The sequence below is a fragment of the Pseudarthrobacter sp. WHRI 8279 genome, assembly GCF_040224115.2.
Classification (GTDB): Bacteria; Actinomycetota; Actinomycetes; order Actinomycetales; family Micrococcaceae; genus Arthrobacter.
The window spans coordinates 512,317-529,517 of sequence record NZ_CP168162.1 but is presented as its reverse complement, the minus strand read 5'-3'; the positions used below and the strand labels follow the sequence as shown (position 1 = coordinate 529,517).

Genomic DNA, 17,201 nt, shown 5'->3' with positions numbered 1-17,201 from the left:
TCAGCGCCGCACGGACCAGCGGGTGGCTGCCAGTGCCTGCGCTGTCCGGGATTCCGGACCCGCCGTCCCGGCTGCCGGGGCTGCAGTCCCTTGTCCCGCACCGCCCTGGCCCGCCAAAATCTGGGCGGCCGCGAGCTCAGCCATGGCCGAGGACGTTTGGAAGCCATAGCCGCCCTGGCCGGCGAGCCAGTAGAAGCCCGGCGCTTCGGCGTCGAACCCCGCCACCGGTACACCGTCGGCCGCCTCCGTGCGCAGCCCCGTCCATGCCCTGCGGACTTCCGTGATTCCCAGCGTGGTGATTTCGTTCAACTTGCCCACCAGCCGCTCAATGTCGCCGGGCCGGGGCCGGGCATCCTCAGGCCCGCTGGGCTCCGATTCGGAGGGCGAAATGAGCACGTCGTCCCCGTCGCGCCGGAAATAGAATGATTTGTCCGCCGCCGCCACCATCGGGCTGTGTTCAGGCAGGGGATGGTCGACGGCGGCAATCGCCGCCGTGCGCCGGTACGGCTGGAGTCCGAGCTTTTCCACGCCGCTGATGACGGCAAGCTCGTCCGCCCAGGCTCCGGCAGCGTTGACCATGACACCTGCCTGGAAGCCCTCGGTGCCGGCACCCACCTGCCACCCGGAACCAAGACGTTGGGCTGTGTGCACCCTGGCGCCGGTAATGATGTCCACCCCGGCAGCCTCAGCGCGCTGCCGGTGGTCTGCCAGCAGGAGCGGCGCATCGCAGCCAAAGGACCCCTCATCCAGTCCTGCGGCCTGGAACGTTCCGGGGACCAGCGCCGGGCACAGCTCCAACGCCTCAGCGGGGGTAATGGAACGCATCAGTCCGCTGCCTTCCGCGGCCACCCCGTCCTCCGTGCCGATCAGCATGAAGCTGCGGGGCGTCAGGATGGGTTCGGGCAGTTCAGCATCACGCGCGGCGAGCAGCTCAAGGGTCCGGACAGTGAGTTCCTGGACCACGGGCGGGCCGTAGCTGGGAATGAACTGCCGGGCCGAGCGGGACGACGTGTGGTACGCCAGTTCCTGCTCCGCCTCCACCAGCGCCACGCTGCACCTGCCAGCCAGCGCGGACGCAAGGGACAGTCCGGCAATGCCGCCGCCGACAATCAGGACATCGTAATGTGCTGCCATTTCTCCATCCTCGCAGACTTGGCTTCCAGCGCTACTGTTCCTGGCCTGCCGCCTCGTCACGGCTGGCGACGAAAGCACGCACGCAGGTTTCGACGTCGTCCGCTGAGTGCGCGGCCGATAGCTGCACACGGATCCGCGCGGCGCCCCGCGGAACCACGGGAAAGCTGAAGGCTGTGACGAAGACGCCGTGCTGCAGCATCCGGTCAGCCACCTTCGCGGCCAGCACGGCGTCTCCGAACATCACCGGCACAATGGCGTGTTCGCCGGGCAGGAGGTCGAAGCCCTCGTCGGTCATCCGGCGCCGGAACAGGGCCGCGTTCTCGAAAAGCGTGCGCCGCAGGCCCGCCGAGTTCTCCACGAGGTCCAGGGCTTTGATGGTGGCCGCGACAATGGCCGGAGCAACCGAGTTGGAGAAGAGGTACGGGCGGGCCCGCTGCCGGAGCATGGCCACCACTTCCCCGCGGCCGGACACGTATCCTCCGGACGCTCCGCCCAGCGCTTTGCCGAACGTGCCGGTGTAGATGTCCACCCGGTGGGACACGCCTGCGTGTTCGGGCGTGCCGGCGCCGGTGGCACCCATGAAGCCGACGGCGTGGGAGTCATCCACCATGACCAGTGCGTCGTGCTTCTCGGCGAGATCGCAGATGGCCTGCAGCGGGGCCAGGTAACCGTCCATGGAAAAGACGCCGTCCGTGACAATGATCTTGCGGCGGGCATCCTTCGCCTCAACGAGCTTCGCCTCGAGGTCCGCCATGTCCTGGTTGGCGTACCGGTACCGCTGTGCCTTGCAGAGGCGGATCCCGTCGATGATGGACGCGTGGTTCAGCGCATCCGAGATGATGGCATCCTCAGGCCCGAAGAGCGATTCGAAGACCCCACCGTTGGCGTCGAAGCAGCTGGAGAACAGGATGGTGTCCTCGGTGCCCAAGAACCGGGAGACCCGGGATTCGAGGTCCAGGTGCAGGTCCTGGGTGCCGCAGATGAACCGCACGCTGGCCATGCCGAAGCCACGCTCGTCCATGGCCGCCTTGGCCGCCTGGATGATGTCCGGGTGGTCCGCCAGGCCCAGGTAGTTGTTGGCGCAGAAGTTCAGCACGTCAGCGCCCGGCTGCCCGATCTGTCCGGCCGTGATGTGGCTGGACTGCGGGGAACTGATGCGGCGTTCGGTCTTGAAGAGGCCCGCGCTGCGGATGTCGTCCAGCTCGGTGCGCAGCTGGTCCTTGATCGAGGTGTACATGGTGTTCCTTAGAGTTGGGTCCAGTCGAGGACAACTTTGCCACCTGCGCCGCTGCGGGCAAGGTCGAAGCCTTTTTCCCACTGGCCGGCAGGGAGCGTGTCCGTGACGACGGCGGAAATCCCGGCATGCAGCACGGGGTTGGACGAGAGCATGGCGCTCATGGCGTACCAGGTTTCGTACATTTCACGGCCGTAGATGCCCTTGAGCGTGAGCATGTGGGTGACCACCTTGCCCCAGTCGATGATGATGTCCTGGCTGGGAAGTCCCAGCATGGCGATCCGGCCGCCGTGGTTCATGTTGTCGATCATCTCCGGCAGCGCCCCCGGGTGGCCGGACATTTCCATGCCGATGTCAAAGCCCTCACGCATGCCCAGGTCCCGCTGGGCATCCCGCACGCGGGTGGTGGAAACGTCGATGGCTAGGTCCGCTCCCAGCTGGCGGGCAAGCTCAAGGCGCGGACGCGAGACATCGGTGATAGCGATTTTGCGGGCGCCTGCGTGGCGGGCGACGGCGATGGCCATCAGCCCGATGGGTCCGGCACCGGTGATGAGCACGTCCTCGCCAACCAGGGGAAAGCTCAGTGCGGTGTGCACGGCATTGCCAAAGGGATCGAAGATGGCACCGAGCTCGGGAGTGACCGAGGGATCATGGTGGACCCAGGCATTGGTTTCGGGGATCACCACGTATTCCGCGAACGCACCGTCACGCTGGACGCCCACGCTGACGGTGTGGATGCACATCTGCCGCCTGCCGGCGCGGCAGTTCCGGCAGATCCCGCACACCACGTGGCCTTCGCCGGACACACGGTCGCCTACTTTGACGTCCCGGACGTCCTCGCCGATTTCCACCACTTCGCCATAGAACTCGTGGCCCGGGATGAGGGGAGCTTCAATGATCCCCTGCGCCCAGGAGTCCCACGACTGGATGTGGAGGTCGGTGCCGCAGATGCCCGTGGTCATGACCCGGATCTTCACATCAGCCGGCCCAGCCACGGGCTCGGGGCGGTCCACCAGCTCGAAGCCGGCCTGCGGTCCTGGCTTGTACAAGGCCTTCATCGGCTTCCTCACTCTTTCTCTGATCATTGGCAGGTCCTGCCTCCCTCATTACAGCGAGGAAGAAGCTTTAGCACAACAGCAAAATACTCAATCGACGATGTAGCTATTCCTAATGCGTAAAATGCTGGAATGGAGATCCACCAGCTTGAAATCCTTCGGGAACTGGGCGCCCTCGGAAGCGTGAAGGCAGTGGCCGACACCCTCATGGTGACCCCCTCTGCGGTTTCCCAGCAGCTGGCCCTGCTGCAGCGGAAAGTCGAGGTGCCCCTCACCCGCAAGGAGGGCCGCACCCTGGTGCTCACGGAGGCAGGCCAGGTGCTCGCCGACGCGGGGGCCGCCGTCGTCAGCGCCATGGCAGACGCCAAGGATGCGATCGGGAACTACCACGGTTCCGCTGCCGGCAAAGTAAGCCTCTGCGGATTCCACAGCGCCGGGCAGGCACTCTTCGCCCCGCTTGCCCGGATCCTCGCCGCCCCGGGACAGCCACGGATAGGACTCTCGGACGAGGACGTGGCCCAGCAGGACTTTCCCGCCCTTACCGCACGCTATGACCTGGTGCTCGCGCACCGCATGGACCACAGCCCCCGCTGGCCTGCTGAGCGGGTGACAGTGATCCCGCTGGCCCACGAACCCCTGGATGTGGCTTTGGCTGCCGGGCACCCCCTCGCCGCCAAGGCCGCCGTGACAGCGGACGACGTCGGCGGTGAGGCCTGGGTGACCAGCCACGCCGGCTACTCCCCCGCCGATGTGCTGACCGCCGTCGCCGCCGTTTCCAGCCGCGAACTGAACATTGTCCACCGGATCAACGATTACTCCACGGTGGCAGCCCTGGTTGCCGCCGGCGGCGTGGTGGGTCTGCTCCCCAGATACACGGCGGGGCCGGTACTGAACCCCGGCATCGTGCTGCGGCCGCTCGAAGGAATCAGCACGCGGCGCCGGATCGACCTGCTGGCCAGGCCGGAAAACCTGAAGCGGCGGTCCGTAACCATGGTGTGCGAGGCGCTGCAGGGCATCATGGCGGAGCTGGTGGAACAGGGCTGACCCATACCGGGTAGCAGTTGATGTCGTTATGAGGCTGAGTACGATATTTGCTGCTACCTACTTGGGGCCCCTGCCGTGTCCTTGGCCGCGGCCCAGTCCCAATCCGGGACCCCCGCCTGCACCTTCGATGATCCGCTGCGCCGTCACGGTTTCGCCGTTCTTCGCTCCGAAGATCCGGACAACGTCGCCCGTGGCGATGTCCGCGATGGTACCGGCTGAAGGCTTCAGCCGTTTGCCGCCGTCGTCCTTTGCAGCCGCGCCGTCCGCCGGGGCAGGTGGCATCTGTGCCACCTTCGTCTCGGCGTTGACGGCGTAAGCCTGGGTATGGCCGTCCTCACTCCTGACAGTGATGGAGGTGTCGCTGACTGACTCCACCGTCCCGCGCTGGCTCACCTCGGTTTCGAAAGTCCCGTCAGCCTGTTTGACCACGCTCTCACTGTGCAGGTGCTGCGGGCGCGGGGCCTTGTCCGGTTTGTCCCGCCCCGGCGCCTTGCCCTGGTCCGGCACTTTGTTCTGTCCAGGGGCATTGCCTGACTTTCCCGGCGGCGAGGACGACGGCGGTGCAGGCGGCGGAGGCTCGTTCGCGGCCCAGGCGAACACCACCCCAGTTCCGGTCAGCGCGAGTGCCACCGCTCCACCGAGCGCAGCCTTGCGGAATCCCAGCGGCTTCCTTACCGGCATACCCATACCTCCCACAACAACGGCAGGGCATTTTCCCTTGGCCCTGCGCCCTGGTGGTTCAGTGTAGGGCCGCGCTGCACCGCCGCACACGAGTAGTGCGCGGGCAGTGGGATGCGAGTACTACTTAAACAAAACCGGGTAGCAGCAGGTGTCGCTATGAAGGCTCAAACGACGTCTGCTGCTACCCGGTTGGGCAGGAGGGGCTAGGCGGTGACGCCCAGCTTCTCCAGGATAAGCTCCCGGACGCGGGCGGCGTCGGCCTGGCCGCGGGTGGCTTTCATGACTCCGCCCACGATCGCGCCAACAGCCTGGACCTTGCCGCCGCGGATCTTGTCCGCGACGCCGGGCTGGGCGGCCAGCGCGGCGTCGATGGCTTCGAGCAGGGGCCCGTCGTCGGAGACCACGGCCAGGCCGCGCTTCTCCACGATCTCAGCCGGGGTGCCTTCGCCGGCCAGGACGCCGTCCAGGACCTCCGTGGCCATCTTGTTGTTGATCTTGCCCTCTTCCACCATGCGTGCGAGCTCCACGATGGTGGCGGGCTGGACGCCGAGCTGGCCGGGGTCGACGTCCGCGTTCTTCGCACGGCCCACGATCTCGCCCATCCACCACTTGCGTGCCACGGAGGCCGAGGCCCCGGCGGCAATGGTTTCCTCAATCTCGTCCATGACGCCGGCGTTCACCACGTCGCGGAATTCGAGGTCCGAGTAGCCCCAGTCGGCCTGCAGGCGCTTCCGGCGGGCGGCCGGCGGCTCGGGCAGGGTGGCGCGCAGTTCCTCAACCCATTCGCGCGAGGCCACCACGGGAACCAGGTCCGGTTCCGGGAAGTAGCGGTAGTCGTCGGCGTCGGACTTGGGCCGGCCGGACGTGGTGGTCCGGGTGTCCTCATGCCAGTGGCGGGTTTCCTGCACTACCGGGTTGCCGGCGTCCAGGACGGCGGCGTGGCGCTGGATCTCGTAGCGGACGGCATGTTCGACGGCGCGCAGCGAGTTCACGTTCTTGGTTTCGGACCGGATGCCGAACCTTTCACGGCCGTGCGGGCGCAGCGAAACGTTGGCGTCGCAGCGCACGTTTCCGCGTTCCATCCGGGCATCGGAGACGCCGAGGTTCTTGACGATCTCCCGGACCGCCGCAACGTAGGCCTTGGCCAGTTCGGGCGCCCGGGAGCCTGCTCCCTCAATGGGCTTGGTGACGATTTCCACGAGCGGGACGCCAGCGCGGTTGTAGTCCACCAGGGAGAAGTCTGCGCCGTGGATGCGGCCGGTGGCGCCGCCCATGTGGGTCAGCTTTCCGGCGTCCTCCTCCATGTGGGCGCGCTCGATCTCCACCCGGAACACGGTGCCGTCGGAGAGTTCGATGTCCAGGTAGCCGTCGTACGCGATGGGTTCGTCGTACTGGGACGTCTGGAAGTTCTTGGGGGTGTCCGGGTAGAAGTAGTTCTTCCGGGCAAACCGGCAGTTCTCGGCGATCTTGCAGTTGAGCGCCAGGCCGATCTTGATGGAGGACTCCACCGCCGTCTTGTTCACCACGGGCAGGACGCCGGGCATGCCCAGGTCCACCTCGTTGACGTTGGTGTTGGGCTCGTCACCGAAGACGTTGGGCGCGGAAGAGAACATCTTGGTCTTGGTGTTGAGCTCCACGTGGACCTCGAACCCCAGGACGGGATCGTACTTCTCCATGGCTTCTTCGAAGCTCAGGATTGCCTCTGTGTTCATTACTTTGCCTCCTGGCTTCCAACAAGGGTGTCGACGGGCCCGGCCGCGGCGGCGGCAAGCTCGGGTGCCTGCGCCAGAAGGGGTCCGCCCCACTTGGCTTCAAGCAGCGACTCGAGCACGGCGCCCACGCGGTACAGGCGGGCGTCCTCGCGGGCGGGGGCCAACAACTGGATGCCCACGGGCAGGCCGTCCTCGTCTGCAAGGCCGCCGGGCAGGGACAGGCCTGGCACGCCGGCGAGGTTCGCCGGGATGGTGGCGACGTCGTTGAGGTACATGGCCAGGGGGTCGTCCAGCTTTTCGCCGAGGCGGAAGGCCGTGGTGGGGGCGGTGGGGGAAATCAGCACGTCCGCCACGGTGAACGCGGCGTCGAAGTCGCGCTGCACCAGAGTACGGACCTTCTGGGCCGAGCCGTAGTAGGCGTCGTAGTAGCCGGCGCTCAGCGCGTAGGTGCCCAGGATGATGCGGCGCTTGACTTCGTCGCCGAAGCCGGCGGCGCGGGTGGCACCCATGACGCGTTCGATGGTCATGGGGCCATCCTCTGGCAGGACGCGCAGGCCGTACCGGACGCCGTCGAACTTGGCGAGGTTGGAGGAGGCCTCGGAGGGCATGATCAGGTAGTAGGCGCCCAGGGCGTACTGGAAGTTGGGGCAGGAGACCTCAACGATTTCCGCGCCGGCTTCCTTGAGGAGCTCCAGGGAGTCATTGAAGCGGTTTTCGACGCCGGCCTGGTAACCCTCGCCGTGCAGTTCCTTGATGATGCCAATCCGCATGCCCTCAACGTTGCCGGTCTTGGCTGCGGCCACGAGGTCCGCCAGCGGGTCCGGGAGCGAGGTGGAGTCGCGGGGATCGTGCCCGCCTATGACCTGGTGCAGGAGCGCGGAGTCCAGCACGGTCCGTGATACAGGGCCGATCTGGTCCAGGGAGGACGCCATGGCGATGGCGCCGTACCGGGACACGCTGCCGTACGTAGGCTTGACGCCCACTGTTCCGGTGACGGCACCGGGCTGGCGGATGGAGCCGCCGGTGTCCGTGCCCAGTGCGAGGGGTGCCTCGAAGGCGGCGACCGCAGCCGCGGAACCGCCGCCGGAGCCGCCCGGAATGCGGTCCAGGTCCCACGGGTTGCGGGTGGGACCGTACGCCGAGTGCTCGGTGGAGGAGCCCATGGCGAACTCGTCCAGGTTGGTCTTGCCCAGGATGGGCATCTTCGCCGCGCGCAGGCGTTCCACCACGGTGGCGTCGTACGGGCTGTGCCAGCCCTCGAGGATCTTGGAGCCCGCGGTGGTGGGCTGTCCCACCGTGACGATGAGGTCCTTGACGGCGATGGGGACGCCGGCCAGGACATGCAGCGCCTCGGCCCCGGCGCCGCCGGCGGCGCGGATGGCGTCCACCTCGGCGGCGACGGCGAGCGCCTCCTCGGCGTTGACGTGCAGGAAGGCGTTGACGCCGCGTTCGCCGCCGTCGACCTCCGCAATCCGGTCCAGGTAGGCCTGGGTAACCTCGACGGAGGTGACCTCGCCGGCTGCCAGCTTTTCCGCAAGCTCCGCTGCAGAGAGGCGGATCAGTTCGTGGGTTTCAGTCATGGGTTATGCCTCATCCAGGATTGCCGGGACCTTGAAACGGTTGTCATCGGAATCCGGGGCTCCTGAGAGCGCCTGTTCCGCGGTGAAGGTGTGGCCCACAACGTCTTCGCGGAACACGTTGCTCAGCGGGATGGGATGTGAGGTGGCCGGGACATCGTCTCCGGCGGCCTGACTGACGGATTTGACCGAATCGACGATGACGGCGAGTTCTCCGGCCATCCTGTCCAGCTCTTGGTCACTCATCTCAATGTGAGCGAGCCGCGCGAGATGCGCGACGTCGTCACGGTTGATCGCAGCCATGGATCTCCCCTGCAAAGTTCGAATTGATTTCCGATCCATTCTAGTGGGGAAACAATGATGCCCGTCTGACATCCCCCAGCGGGCGTCAGACGGGCACCTTTATGCCGGGTTCCGCCAACGAATGGCGTCAGCACGGCAGCTATAGACTAACCGATTCCGATGGCTCCGGTCAGCATGCCAATTCCCAGCATGACCAGGGAGACCACGGCGCTGCGCCACAGAACCTTCTTGTGGTGGTCGCCCAGGTCAACCTTGGCCAGTGATACCAGCAGCAGGATGGCGGGAACCAGCGGGCTCTGCATGTGGAACGGCTGGCCCGTGATGGAGGCGCGGGCCATCTCGGCGGCGCTGATTCCGTAGTGGCCGGCCGTCTCGCTGAGGACGGGCAGCACACCGAAGTAGAAGGCGTCGTTGCTCATGAAGAACGTCATGGGGATGCTCAGGACGCCGGTGATGACGGCCATGAGCGGGCCCATGCTGGAGGGGATGATCTGGACCAGCCACGCGGACATCGCTTCCACCATGCCGGTGCCGGTGAGGACGCCGGTGAGGACTGCGGCGGCCATGACCATGCTCACCACGGCGACAACAGACGGTGCGTGGGCCACGATCTGCGCGGCCTGGTCCTTGACGTTGGGGAAGTTGACCAGCAGGGCGATCGCGGAACCCACCATGAAGACGTACGGCAGCGGCACGAGGTCGGCAATCAGCATGCCCATGACGGCGACAGTGAGGCCCAGGTTGAACCACTGCAGCTTGGGACGCAGGGTCTTGCGGTTAGGGTCCAGGGCGGTGTCCGCCATGGCGGTGTCGTGGTCGTCCACCAGGTCCTCGGTGCGTTCCAGGACGGCAACGGAAGAACTTCCGACGGCGGGGGCTGCTCCGCCGGGGCTGGTCCCGTTGCGTCCGCGGCCGGTACCTGCGCCGCCGGCGGGCTTGTCGCCGTCGAACGCCTCAGCGGTATCAGGCACTCCCCAGATTTCCGGCTGGGTGGCCCGGAGGCGGTTGCGCTCCTGCAGGCCGAGCAGCCAGGCGAAGGCGAAGACCACGGTGATGCCGGCCAGGAGGGACGGGATCATTGGGACGAAGACGTCGTTGACGTCGATGTTCAGGGCGCTGGCGGCGCGGGCGGTGGGGCCGCCCCACGGCACGATGTTCATGGTGCCGTTGGCCAGGCCGGCCACGCAGGTGAGGACCACGGGGCTCATCTTCAGCCGGAGGTAGATGGGCAGCATGGCTGCGGTGGTGAGGATGAAGGTGGTGGAGCCGTCGCCGTCGAGGGAGACGGCAGCTGCGAGGATGGCGGTTCCCAGGACCACCTTGGCGGGGTCGTTGCCGAGCTTGCGGAGGATGAACCGGACCAGGGGGTCGAACAGTCCGACGTCGATCATCAGGCCGAAGTAGATGATGGCGAACATCAGCAGGGCTGCGGTTGAGGTCATGGACTTCATGGACTCCATGACCATGTCGCCTATGCCCAGGCCGGCCCCGGCGAAGAGGCCAAAAACAGTGGGGACGATGATCAACGCCAGCACTGGCGTCAACTTCTTCGTCATGATCAGCACCATGAATACCGCGATCATTGCGAATCCAAGTAATACCAGCACGGCCGGCTCCTTACTATGTGAACAGCGGCACAGCGGTGTGACGCGTGCTACAGACTGTAGGGTGGCGGCCGTCACGGCCGTGCCTTTGGCTCAATTGATTGGCATACTGCTTATTGGGAGCATTTTGCTCATTGTGCTCACCCGCTCATTGTGCTGCCAGCGCCTGCCGCCGGCCCTGCCGCGAAAACCGTCAAGGAGGATCATGCAGCGTTCCGCGCCCCGCCGGCCGTTGCGGTTCTCCACCCAGACCCTCCTGCTCCAGTTGTCCGTGGTGCTGCTGGCTGTGCTGTTCAGCGCCGCCGTACACGCCTGGCTCACCTACGACAGGATTGGCAGCGAAGCGGAGAACCAGGCCCTGACACTGGCGCGGACCGTGGCCTCCGATGCCTCGGTGCGGGCGGACGTGCTGGCGATCAGCGAGCAGCCCGGCACTCCCCCGCCGGCCGAGCTCGCGGCGGGCCCCCTGATGGAAGCGGCCGAAGCGGCCCGGGTCCGCACGGGCGCCCTGTTCGTGGTGATCACGGACGAGACCGGCCTGCGCCTGGCCCACCCGGACCCGGAGCGCCTGGGCGAAAAGGTCAGTACCGATCCGTCCGAGGCCCTGGCCGGCCGGGAGGTCACCACCCGCAACACGGGAACGCTGGGGCCCTCCGCCGGGGCGAAGGTTCCCGTCTACGCGCCGGGCAGCAGCACCGTGGTGGGCGAGGTCAGCGTGGGCTACTCCATGGAAACGGTGGGCCAGAGCGTGGCACGGGATATCGGCCCCGTTGCCCTCACCGCAGCCGGGGCGCTGCTGGCGGGCGTGCTGGGTTCCTTCCTGCTGCGCCGCCGGCTGCAGCGGCTCACCCTGGGGCTGGAGCCTGAGGAGATCAGCACCTTGGTCCATGACCAGGTGGCGGTCCTCCAGGGCGTGGACGACGGCGTCATCGGCGTCTCCGCCGACGGCCGGATCACGGTGTTCAACGCCGCCGCCCAACGGCTGCTGGAACTGCCGGACCTGGCCGGCAGCCGCTGGGAGGACGCTCCGGTGCCCTACCAGCTGAAGTCCCTCACCCGGGCAGGCTCCACCAGCGCCGGCGCGGTTGAGCTGGTGGCGGGCGGGCGCGTGCTGGTGGCCAATGCGCGCAAAGCCCTTCACCGGCGGGAGGACCTCGGCTGGGTGGTGATGCTCCGCGACCGCACGGAGCTTCAGCAGCTCACCCGGCAGCTCGATGCCGTGGGAACCATGTCCACGGCGTTGCGGGCCCAGCGCCACGAGTTCGCCAACCAGCTGCACACCATTGCCGGGTTCATGAGCATCGGCCAGCACCAGCAGGCCCGGGAATACCTGGCCCGGCTGGCAGCCACCGGGCCGCTGAAATTCCCGGTGGACCAGGCCGAGCTGCTCCAGGACCCGTACCTGCAGGCCTTCGTGGGCGCGAAGGGTGTGGAGGCGGATGAGCGCGGTGTGGCGCTGCGGATCGGCCCGGAGACCCTGGTCAGGGGCCAGGTGGCGGAGGCCCAGGACGTCACCACAGTGCTCGGCAACCTGATCGACAACGCGGTGAACGCCGCAGTGGCGGGCTCCTCGACGGACCGCTGGGTGGAGCTTGAGGTGCTGGACGAGCCGGACGACGACGGCGGCACGCTGCACATCGTCGTCGCCGACTCCGGCGACGGGCTGGCGCAGGGAACGGACCCGGAGGCTATCTTTGCGGAAGGCTTCAGCACCGCGTCCGGACCGCTTGCCCGGAACGGCAGCGGCGGCCAGGGGTTCGGGCTGGCCCTCGCGCGCCAGCTGGCCCGGCGGCGCGGCGGGGTCGTCAAAGTCCTGGAGCCCGGCAGCCCGGGCGGACCGGGCGCAGTATTCATGGCCACCCTGCCGGGAACCACGGCAGGAACGCCGGGCAGGACAACCACAGCCGGAAAGGACACCAATGCCTGAAGATTTTCGGGTGCTGATCGTTGACGACGACTTCCACGTAGCCAAGCTGCACGCCGCCTACGTGGACTCCGTGGCCGGGTTCATGGCGCTGGCCCCGGTGGGCACCGCGTCGCTGGCGCTGCAGTCCATCCACAGCCTGAGGCCGGACCTGGTGCTGCTGGACGTCTACCTTCCGGATGCGTCCGGGCTGGACCTGCTCCAGCAGCTGGATGTGGACACCATTATGCTCACGGCTGCCTCCGACGCCGTCTCTGTCCGGGTGGCCTTCCGCCGGGGCGCGCTGGGTTACCTGCTGAAGCCATTCACCTCCGATGCCCTGTCCCAGCAGCTGCGGTCGTATGCGCGGTACCGGCGCCTGCTGGGGCACCCCGGCGCCCTGGACCAGGAGGCGGTGGAGCGCGCCAAGCGCGCCCTGATCCCCGGGGACGTCACGCCGTCGTCAAGGCCGCGCTCGGCCACCGAGGCGGCAGTGCTGGAATCCCTGGTACCCGGCGAGCAGTACTCGGCCGCCGAGGTGGCCGGGCGGGTGGGGGTTTCCCGCGCCACCGCGCAGCGGTACCTGTCCTCCCTGGCGGACGACGGCGCCGTGGACATCCAGCTGCGTTACGGAACGACGGGGAGGCCGGAGCACCGCTACGGGCTCCCCGCCACGCCCTAGAGGGGTCCGGCAGGTTCCTGCCAAGCCCCCGTCCAGGGCAGGTCTCCTAGCTGCTGCTCTTCTGCGCCACCAGCTCGATCTCGACGAGCATCTTCGGGTCGAGGAACGGCAGGACGTGCACCAGGGACAGGGTGGGGCGGATGTCACCGAAGACCTCGCCGTGGGCCCGGCCGGCGTCTTCCCACTTGCTGATGTCAGTGAGGTAGAGCTTGGACTGGACGACGTCCTCGAAGCCGAAGCCGGCGTCAGCCAGGACCTTGCCGAGTTTCTGCAGGATGTACTGCGTCTGGGTATAGAAGTCGTCCCCCACGATTCCGTCCTCGCCGCTTGCGGCGGTGGCGGAGATGTAGAGGGTGTTGTCCACCTGGACGGCCCGGGAGTAGCCGAGGGTCTGTTCCCAGACGGAGCCGGTGCCGAAGGTTTTGCGCATGGTGGGCCTTTCACTGCTGGATTGGGTCGGCACCACTGTAGGGCGGCTACACGTCGAGGCGGTAAACCAGCAGCTTTATGTCAGTTCCGGGGACCAGCCAGTCACGCTCGGGCACCCGGTGGAAGCCTGTTTTGCGGTACAGGCCGTGGGCGCTTTCCCAGGTTTGGCCGGTGGTGAGCGCAACGGCATTAACGCCCTCGAGCCGCCTGGCGTAGTCCAGGATGGCTTCCACCATGGCCTTGCCTGCGCCGCTCCGCTGCACGGCAGGATCCACCACCAGCATGCGGAACTCCAGCTCATCCTCAAGGGCGATGTCTGCGTACGGCTCCCCCGCGCGGGCCAGTGTCACCGAGCCCACCACTACTCCGTCCCGCTCGGCCACCCAGATGGTGGCATGCCCGGCCCGCAGCGCAACGTCCTGGACTTTGCGCATGTAGGGGTGGTCGGCGTCCTCGAAGTAGCCCGCAGCGAGGTAGGAATCGCGCGTGATGCGGGCAACGGCGTCGTAATCTGCTTCGACGGCGGGACGGACTCTTATCTGCGGCTGCACCCGTCAATGGTAGTGGTACCCGCCGGTAACACCTGGCAAACCTGCGCTTTTCGTGAGCGAACTATCAGTGTGGTGGGCAGGCACTCACCAAGTCCGGACTTCCAGGACAGTACCGGGCGTCACAGCGGGAATTTGCCCGACAGTTCCAGGCCGCCGGCGCAGGTCCAGGCCTCGAGGCGGTCGGCGTCGGCGGGCCCGCCCTCCAGGGGGCTGGCAAGGCGCGGCCGCCGGACCCAGCAGCCGGCTTCTTCCGCGATGAGGGCGCCGGCCGAGAAATCGTGCTCGTTCAGGCCCCGTTCACCGTAGGCATCATGGGTCCCGTCTGCCACGAGGCACAAGTCCAGGGCGGCAGATCCCAGCCGCCGGACGTCGGCGAAGCCGTCCATCAGTCCGGCCAGGAAGGCGGCCTGCTCGGCCCGGACCCCGGGATCGTAGCTGAATCCGGTGGCCAGGATCTGGCCCTTCCGGCCCGGGACGGGCCCCTCAAGCCTGGTCACCCTGCCTGCTTCTTCCAGCCAGGCTCCCTGGCCGCGTGCGGCGTAATAGACGCGGCTCAACGCAGGGGCGTTGACGACGCCGGCCAGCCAGGCGCCGTCGGCATCGGCGACTGCCACGGAGGTGGCGTAGTAGACGATGTTGCGGATGAAGTTGGTGGTGCCGTCCAGGGGGTCGATGGACCAGCGGTAGCCGGTGGGCTCGGCAGGCCTGGTGGTGCCGTGTTCCTCGCCGGTGATGGCATCCCCGGGGCGGGCGGCCGCGATGACGTCCCGGACTGCGTGCTCTGCCGCGACGTCGAACGCCGTAACCCAGTCGCCGGCGTCGCCCTTGTTGCTGGCCTGGAGGGCCTCGGTGTTGCGGCCGGCCAGCACCGCGGCGCCGGCCGCCGCTGCCGCTTTCGCCACCTCCAACAGGGCTGCAGGACTGGTCATGCTGTTACCTCCGCGTCAGTGTGTTCTGAAGGGGCCGCAGATTCAGGCCCCTCTCCTTCAACCCCGGCCTCCGGTTCAGCGCCGGCCTCCAGTGCTGCCGGCCCGCCGGCCAGGAGCTGGCGGAAGCCGTCCTCGTCCAGCACGGGGACACCCAGCTGCTCGGCCTTGTCCAGCTTGGTTCCGGCGCTCTCGCCGGCCACCAGGTAGCTGGTGTTCTTGGAAACGGAACCCGCCGCTTTGCCGCCCCGGACCAGGATGGCTTCCTTGGCCTCATCCCGGCTGAAGTTCGGCAGTGAGCCGGTGACAACCACCGTCAGCCCTTCGAGCGTGCGCGGCATGGACTCGTCGCGTTCATCCGCCATCCGGACCCCCGCGGCGGCCCAGCGGTCCACGATCTCCTGGTGCCAGTCCTCCGCGAACCACTCCTTCAGGGCCGCAGCGATGGTGGGGCCCACCCCGTCAACGTGCGCCAGGTCCTCCTCCGACGCCTGGCGGATGGCGTCCATGGTGCCGAAGGCCGTCGCCAAGGCACGGGAGGCCCGCGGACCCACGTGCCGGATGGAAAGCGCAACCAGCACCCGCCACAGCGGCTGGGTTTTGGCCTTCTCCAGTTCCTTGAAGAGCTTTTCCGTGGTGGCCGTGGGCTTGGACGGTTCCTTGGCCGTGCCCTTGCTGTAAAAGTAGGGCACCAGTTCGTATTCGCCGGTGGGGACGCCCTTGGACCGCTTCTCCCGCCGGATGCGGACCTCCGCCAGGTCCTTGCGGGTGAGGTCGAACAGCGCGGCTTCGGAAGTGAGCGGCGGAACCTCCGGCTCGGCAGGCTGGGTCAGCGCTATTGCGGCCTCCCAGCCGAGGGCCTCGATGTCGAAGGCTCCCCGGCCGGCCAGGTGGAACACCCGCTCACGCAGCTGGGACGGGCAGGATTTCGCGTTGGGGCAGCGGATGTCCACGTCGCCCTCCTTGGCCGGAGCCAGCGGCGTGCCGCAGGAGGGGCATTCGGTGGGCATAAGGAAGTCCCGCACCGGCGGATCCTGCTGGTCGCGCAGCGCCAGGACTGGGCCCACGATCTCGGGAATGACATCCCCCGCCTTGCGCAGGATCACGATGTCGCCGATCTTCACGCCCTTGGCCTTGACCACGTCCTGGTTGTGGAGGGTGGCCATTTCCACCGTGGAGCCGGCCACCTTGACCGGTTCCATCATGCCGAAGGGCGTTACGCGGCCGGTCCGGCCCACGTTGACCAAAATGTCGAGCAGCTTGGTGTGCACTTCCTCAGGCGGATATTTGTACGCCACAGCCCAGCGCGGAACCCGGGTGGTGTAGCCCAGGGCCCGCTGCGTGGCGAAGTCGTCCACTTTGATGACGATGCCGTCGATTTCGTGCAGCAGCTTGTGGCGCTGCTCGCCGTAGCGCTTGATGAAATCCAGGACTTCCCCGGGGCTTCCCAGCACCTCCGAATAGGGGCTGACGGGAAGGCCCCACTCCTTGAGCAGGCTGTAGGTCTCCGACTGGCTGTGCGCCTGGAGCCCTTCGCGGGCGCCGATGCCGTGGACGAACATTTTGAGCGGACGCTTGGCTGTCTCGGCCGGATCCTTCTGCCGGAGCGAACCCGCGGCGGCGTTGCGGGGGTTGGCCAGGGGCGCTTTGCCGGCTTCAATCAAGGCTTCGTTGAATTCGGCGAAGGCCTGGGACGGGATGAACACTTCCCCGCGGATTTCCATTTCGGCCGGAAAATCCCCGCCCTGGAGCTGCTGCGGGATTTCCTTGATGGTGAGGACGTTGTGGGTGATGTCCTCACCGGTGGTGCCGTCGCCCCGGGTGGCTGCCCGGACCAGCTTCCCGTCGCGGTACAGGAGATTCACGGCCAGGCCGTCGATCTTGAGCTCCGTCAGCCAGGCTGCGGCAGGGGTCCCGTCGCCCAGCTTGCCGATGCCGGCCTCCGCCTTCGCGAGCCACGCTTCCAGTTCCTCGAGGGAAAACACATCCTCAAGGCTGTACATCCGCTGCAGGTGCTGCACGGCGGCGAAGGCGGCGGAGACTTCCCCGCCCACCTCCTGGGTTGGCGAGTCGTTCGCCACGAGTTCGGGGTGGAGGGCCTCGATCTCCTCGAGCCGGCGGAAGAGGTTATCGAATTCCGCATCGGAAACCAGCGGTGCGTCTTCCTGGTAGTACGCGAACCGGTACTTCCTGACCAGGTCCACGAGGTTCTCGTATTCCTCGCGGACCGCTTCGGTGGGGACGGCTTCAGGTTCCTTTGGTGTCCGGCCGGTGGCTGTTCCGGCACCGGGTGTCCGGTGCGGGGACATCGAGGCGGTCTTTTCTGCGGGGCCAGGTCCTGTAGTCACAGACCTATCTTGCCTCAC

Annotated in this window: 15 protein-coding genes; 3 read left to right on the top strand and 12 right to left on the bottom strand. The window is 67.2% G+C overall.

What is annotated here, in order from left to right; translation table 11 throughout:
• The 3 genes from ABRP28_RS02330 to tdh are packed head-to-tail and all read right to left on the bottom strand — an operon-like array spanning position 1 to position 3,426.
• The gene (locus ABRP28_RS02330) at positions 1–1,134 is read right to left on the bottom strand and encodes an FAD-dependent oxidoreductase (protein WP_350003717.1); all 1,134 of its coding nucleotides are present in this window, start codon (positions 1,132–1,134) and stop codon (positions 1–3) included.
• Between the two features lie 31 nt (positions 1,135–1,165).
• Positions 1,166–2,371: a glycine C-acetyltransferase gene (locus ABRP28_RS02325; protein WP_350003718.1), complete on the bottom strand. Its 1,206-nt coding sequence runs from the start codon at positions 2,369–2,371 to the stop codon at positions 1,166–1,168.
• A gap of 8 nt (positions 2,372–2,379) precedes the next feature.
• A complete protein-coding gene (gene tdh, locus ABRP28_RS02320) occupies positions 2,380–3,426 on the bottom strand; it encodes an L-threonine 3-dehydrogenase (protein WP_350003813.1) in 1,047 nt (348 codons plus the stop codon).
• Positions 3,427–3,555: 129 nt separating this feature from the next.
• On the opposite strand from tdh, the gene ABRP28_RS02315 reads away from it, so the two are divergent.
• Positions 3,556–4,467, top strand: coding sequence for a LysR family transcriptional regulator (locus ABRP28_RS02315; RefSeq protein ID WP_350003719.1), 912 nt, complete (start codon positions 3,556–3,558; stop codon positions 4,465–4,467).
• Between the two features lie 57 nt (positions 4,468–4,524).
• On the opposite strand, the gene ABRP28_RS02310 is transcribed toward ABRP28_RS02315, so the two are convergent.
• The 5 genes from ABRP28_RS02310 to ABRP28_RS02290 form a co-directional block, all read right to left on the bottom strand.
• Positions 4,525–5,148 carry a hypothetical protein gene (locus ABRP28_RS02310; RefSeq protein ID WP_350003720.1) on the bottom strand — a complete coding sequence of 208 codons (624 nt, stop codon included), beginning with the start codon at positions 5,146–5,148 and terminating at the stop codon, positions 4,525–4,527.
• A gap of 203 nt (positions 5,149–5,351) precedes the next feature.
• Positions 5,352–6,860 carry an Asp-tRNA(Asn)/Glu-tRNA(Gln) amidotransferase subunit GatB gene (gene gatB, locus ABRP28_RS02305; RefSeq protein ID WP_350003721.1) on the bottom strand — a complete coding sequence of 503 codons (1,509 nt, stop codon included), beginning with the start codon at positions 6,858–6,860 and terminating at the stop codon, positions 5,352–5,354.
• Positions 6,860–8,440: an Asp-tRNA(Asn)/Glu-tRNA(Gln) amidotransferase subunit GatA gene (gatA, locus tag ABRP28_RS02300; protein ID WP_350003722.1), complete on the bottom strand. Its 1,581-nt coding sequence runs from the start codon at positions 8,438–8,440 to the stop codon at positions 6,860–6,862. The genes gatB and gatA overlap by 1 nt, the downstream gene beginning before the upstream one ends.
• Positions 8,441–8,443: 3 nt before the next feature.
• Positions 8,444–8,740: an Asp-tRNA(Asn)/Glu-tRNA(Gln) amidotransferase subunit GatC gene (gene gatC / locus ABRP28_RS02295; RefSeq protein ID WP_059319419.1), complete on the bottom strand. Its 297-nt coding sequence runs from the start codon at positions 8,738–8,740 to the stop codon at positions 8,444–8,446.
• Positions 8,741–8,886: 146 nt separating this feature from the next.
• Positions 8,887–10,380, bottom strand: coding sequence for a CitMHS family transporter (locus ABRP28_RS02290; RefSeq protein ID WP_350003814.1), 1,494 nt, complete (start codon positions 10,378–10,380; stop codon positions 8,887–8,889).
• Positions 10,381–10,549: 169 nt separating this feature from the next.
• On the opposite strand from ABRP28_RS02290, the gene ABRP28_RS02285 reads away from it, so the two are divergent.
• Both ABRP28_RS02285 and ABRP28_RS02280 read left to right on the top strand, forming a co-directional pair.
• On the top strand, positions 10,550–12,271 hold the full coding sequence (locus tag ABRP28_RS02285; protein ID WP_350003723.1) for a sensor histidine kinase: 1,722 nt from the start codon (positions 10,550–10,552) through the stop codon (positions 12,269–12,271).
• Positions 12,264–12,929 carry a response regulator gene (locus ABRP28_RS02280; RefSeq protein WP_350003724.1) on the top strand — a complete coding sequence of 222 codons (666 nt, stop codon included), beginning with the start codon at positions 12,264–12,266 and terminating at the stop codon, positions 12,927–12,929. The genes ABRP28_RS02285 and ABRP28_RS02280 overlap by 8 nt, the downstream gene beginning before the upstream one ends.
• A 46-nt stretch (positions 12,930–12,975) precedes the next feature.
• On the opposite strand, the gene ABRP28_RS02275 is transcribed toward ABRP28_RS02280, so the two are convergent.
• The 4 genes from ABRP28_RS02275 to ligA all read right to left on the bottom strand — a co-directional run bounded on the left by ABRP28_RS02275 (position 12,976) and on the right by ligA (position 17,183).
• Positions 12,976–13,359 (bottom strand): RidA family protein, encoded by a 384-nt coding sequence (locus ABRP28_RS02275; RefSeq protein ID WP_350003725.1) that lies wholly within the window; start codon positions 13,357–13,359, stop codon positions 12,976–12,978.
• Between the two features lie 46 nt (positions 13,360–13,405).
• Positions 13,406–13,909 (bottom strand): GNAT family N-acetyltransferase, encoded by a 504-nt coding sequence (locus ABRP28_RS02270; RefSeq protein WP_350003726.1) that lies wholly within the window; start codon positions 13,907–13,909, stop codon positions 13,406–13,408.
• 119 nt (positions 13,910–14,028) lie between these two features.
• Positions 14,029–14,838, bottom strand: coding sequence for an inositol monophosphatase family protein (locus tag ABRP28_RS02265; protein WP_350003727.1), 810 nt, complete (start codon positions 14,836–14,838; stop codon positions 14,029–14,031).
• A complete protein-coding gene (gene ligA, locus ABRP28_RS02260; protein ID WP_350003728.1) occupies positions 14,835–17,183 on the bottom strand; it encodes an NAD-dependent DNA ligase LigA in 2,349 nt (782 codons plus the stop codon). The genes ABRP28_RS02265 and ligA overlap by 4 nt, the downstream gene beginning before the upstream one ends.
• Between the last annotated feature and the right edge of the window lie 18 nt (positions 17,184–17,201).

Bases quoted from the DNA above. Each gene is read 5' to 3' on its own strand.
- ABRP28_RS02265 (WP_350003727.1), bottom strand. From the start codon at position 14,838: ATGACCAGTCCTGCAGCCCTGTTGGAGGTGGCGAAAGCGGCAGCGGCG.
- tdh (WP_350003813.1), bottom strand. From the start codon at position 3,426: ATGAAGGCCTTGTACAAGCCAGGACCGCAGGCCGGCTTCGAGCTGGTG.
- ABRP28_RS02275 (WP_350003725.1), bottom strand. From the start codon at position 13,359: ATGCGCAAAACCTTCGGCACCGGCTCCGTCTGGGAACAGACCCTCGGC.
- ABRP28_RS02330 (WP_350003717.1), bottom strand. From the start codon at position 1,134: ATGGCAGCACATTACGATGTCCTGATTGTCGGCGGCGGCATTGCCGGA.
- ABRP28_RS02280 (WP_350003724.1), top strand. From the start codon at position 12,264: ATGCCTGAAGATTTTCGGGTGCTGATCGTTGACGACGACTTCCACGTA.
- ABRP28_RS02285 (WP_350003723.1), top strand. From the start codon at position 10,550: ATGCAGCGTTCCGCGCCCCGCCGGCCGTTGCGGTTCTCCACCCAGACC.
- ABRP28_RS02310 (WP_350003720.1), bottom strand. From the start codon at position 5,148: ATGCCGGTAAGGAAGCCGCTGGGATTCCGCAAGGCTGCGCTCGGTGGA.
- gatC (WP_059319419.1), bottom strand. From the start codon at position 8,740: ATGGCTGCGATCAACCGTGACGACGTCGCGCATCTCGCGCGGCTCGCT.
- gatB (WP_350003721.1), bottom strand. From the start codon at position 6,860: ATGAACACAGAGGCAATCCTGAGCTTCGAAGAAGCCATGGAGAAGTAC.
- ABRP28_RS02315 (WP_350003719.1), top strand. From the start codon at position 3,556: ATGGAGATCCACCAGCTTGAAATCCTTCGGGAACTGGGCGCCCTCGGA.
- gatA (WP_350003722.1), bottom strand. From the start codon at position 8,440: ATGACTGAAACCCACGAACTGATCCGCCTCTCTGCAGCGGAGCTTGCG.
- ABRP28_RS02325 (WP_350003718.1), bottom strand. From the start codon at position 2,371: ATGTACACCTCGATCAAGGACCAGCTGCGCACCGAGCTGGACGACATC.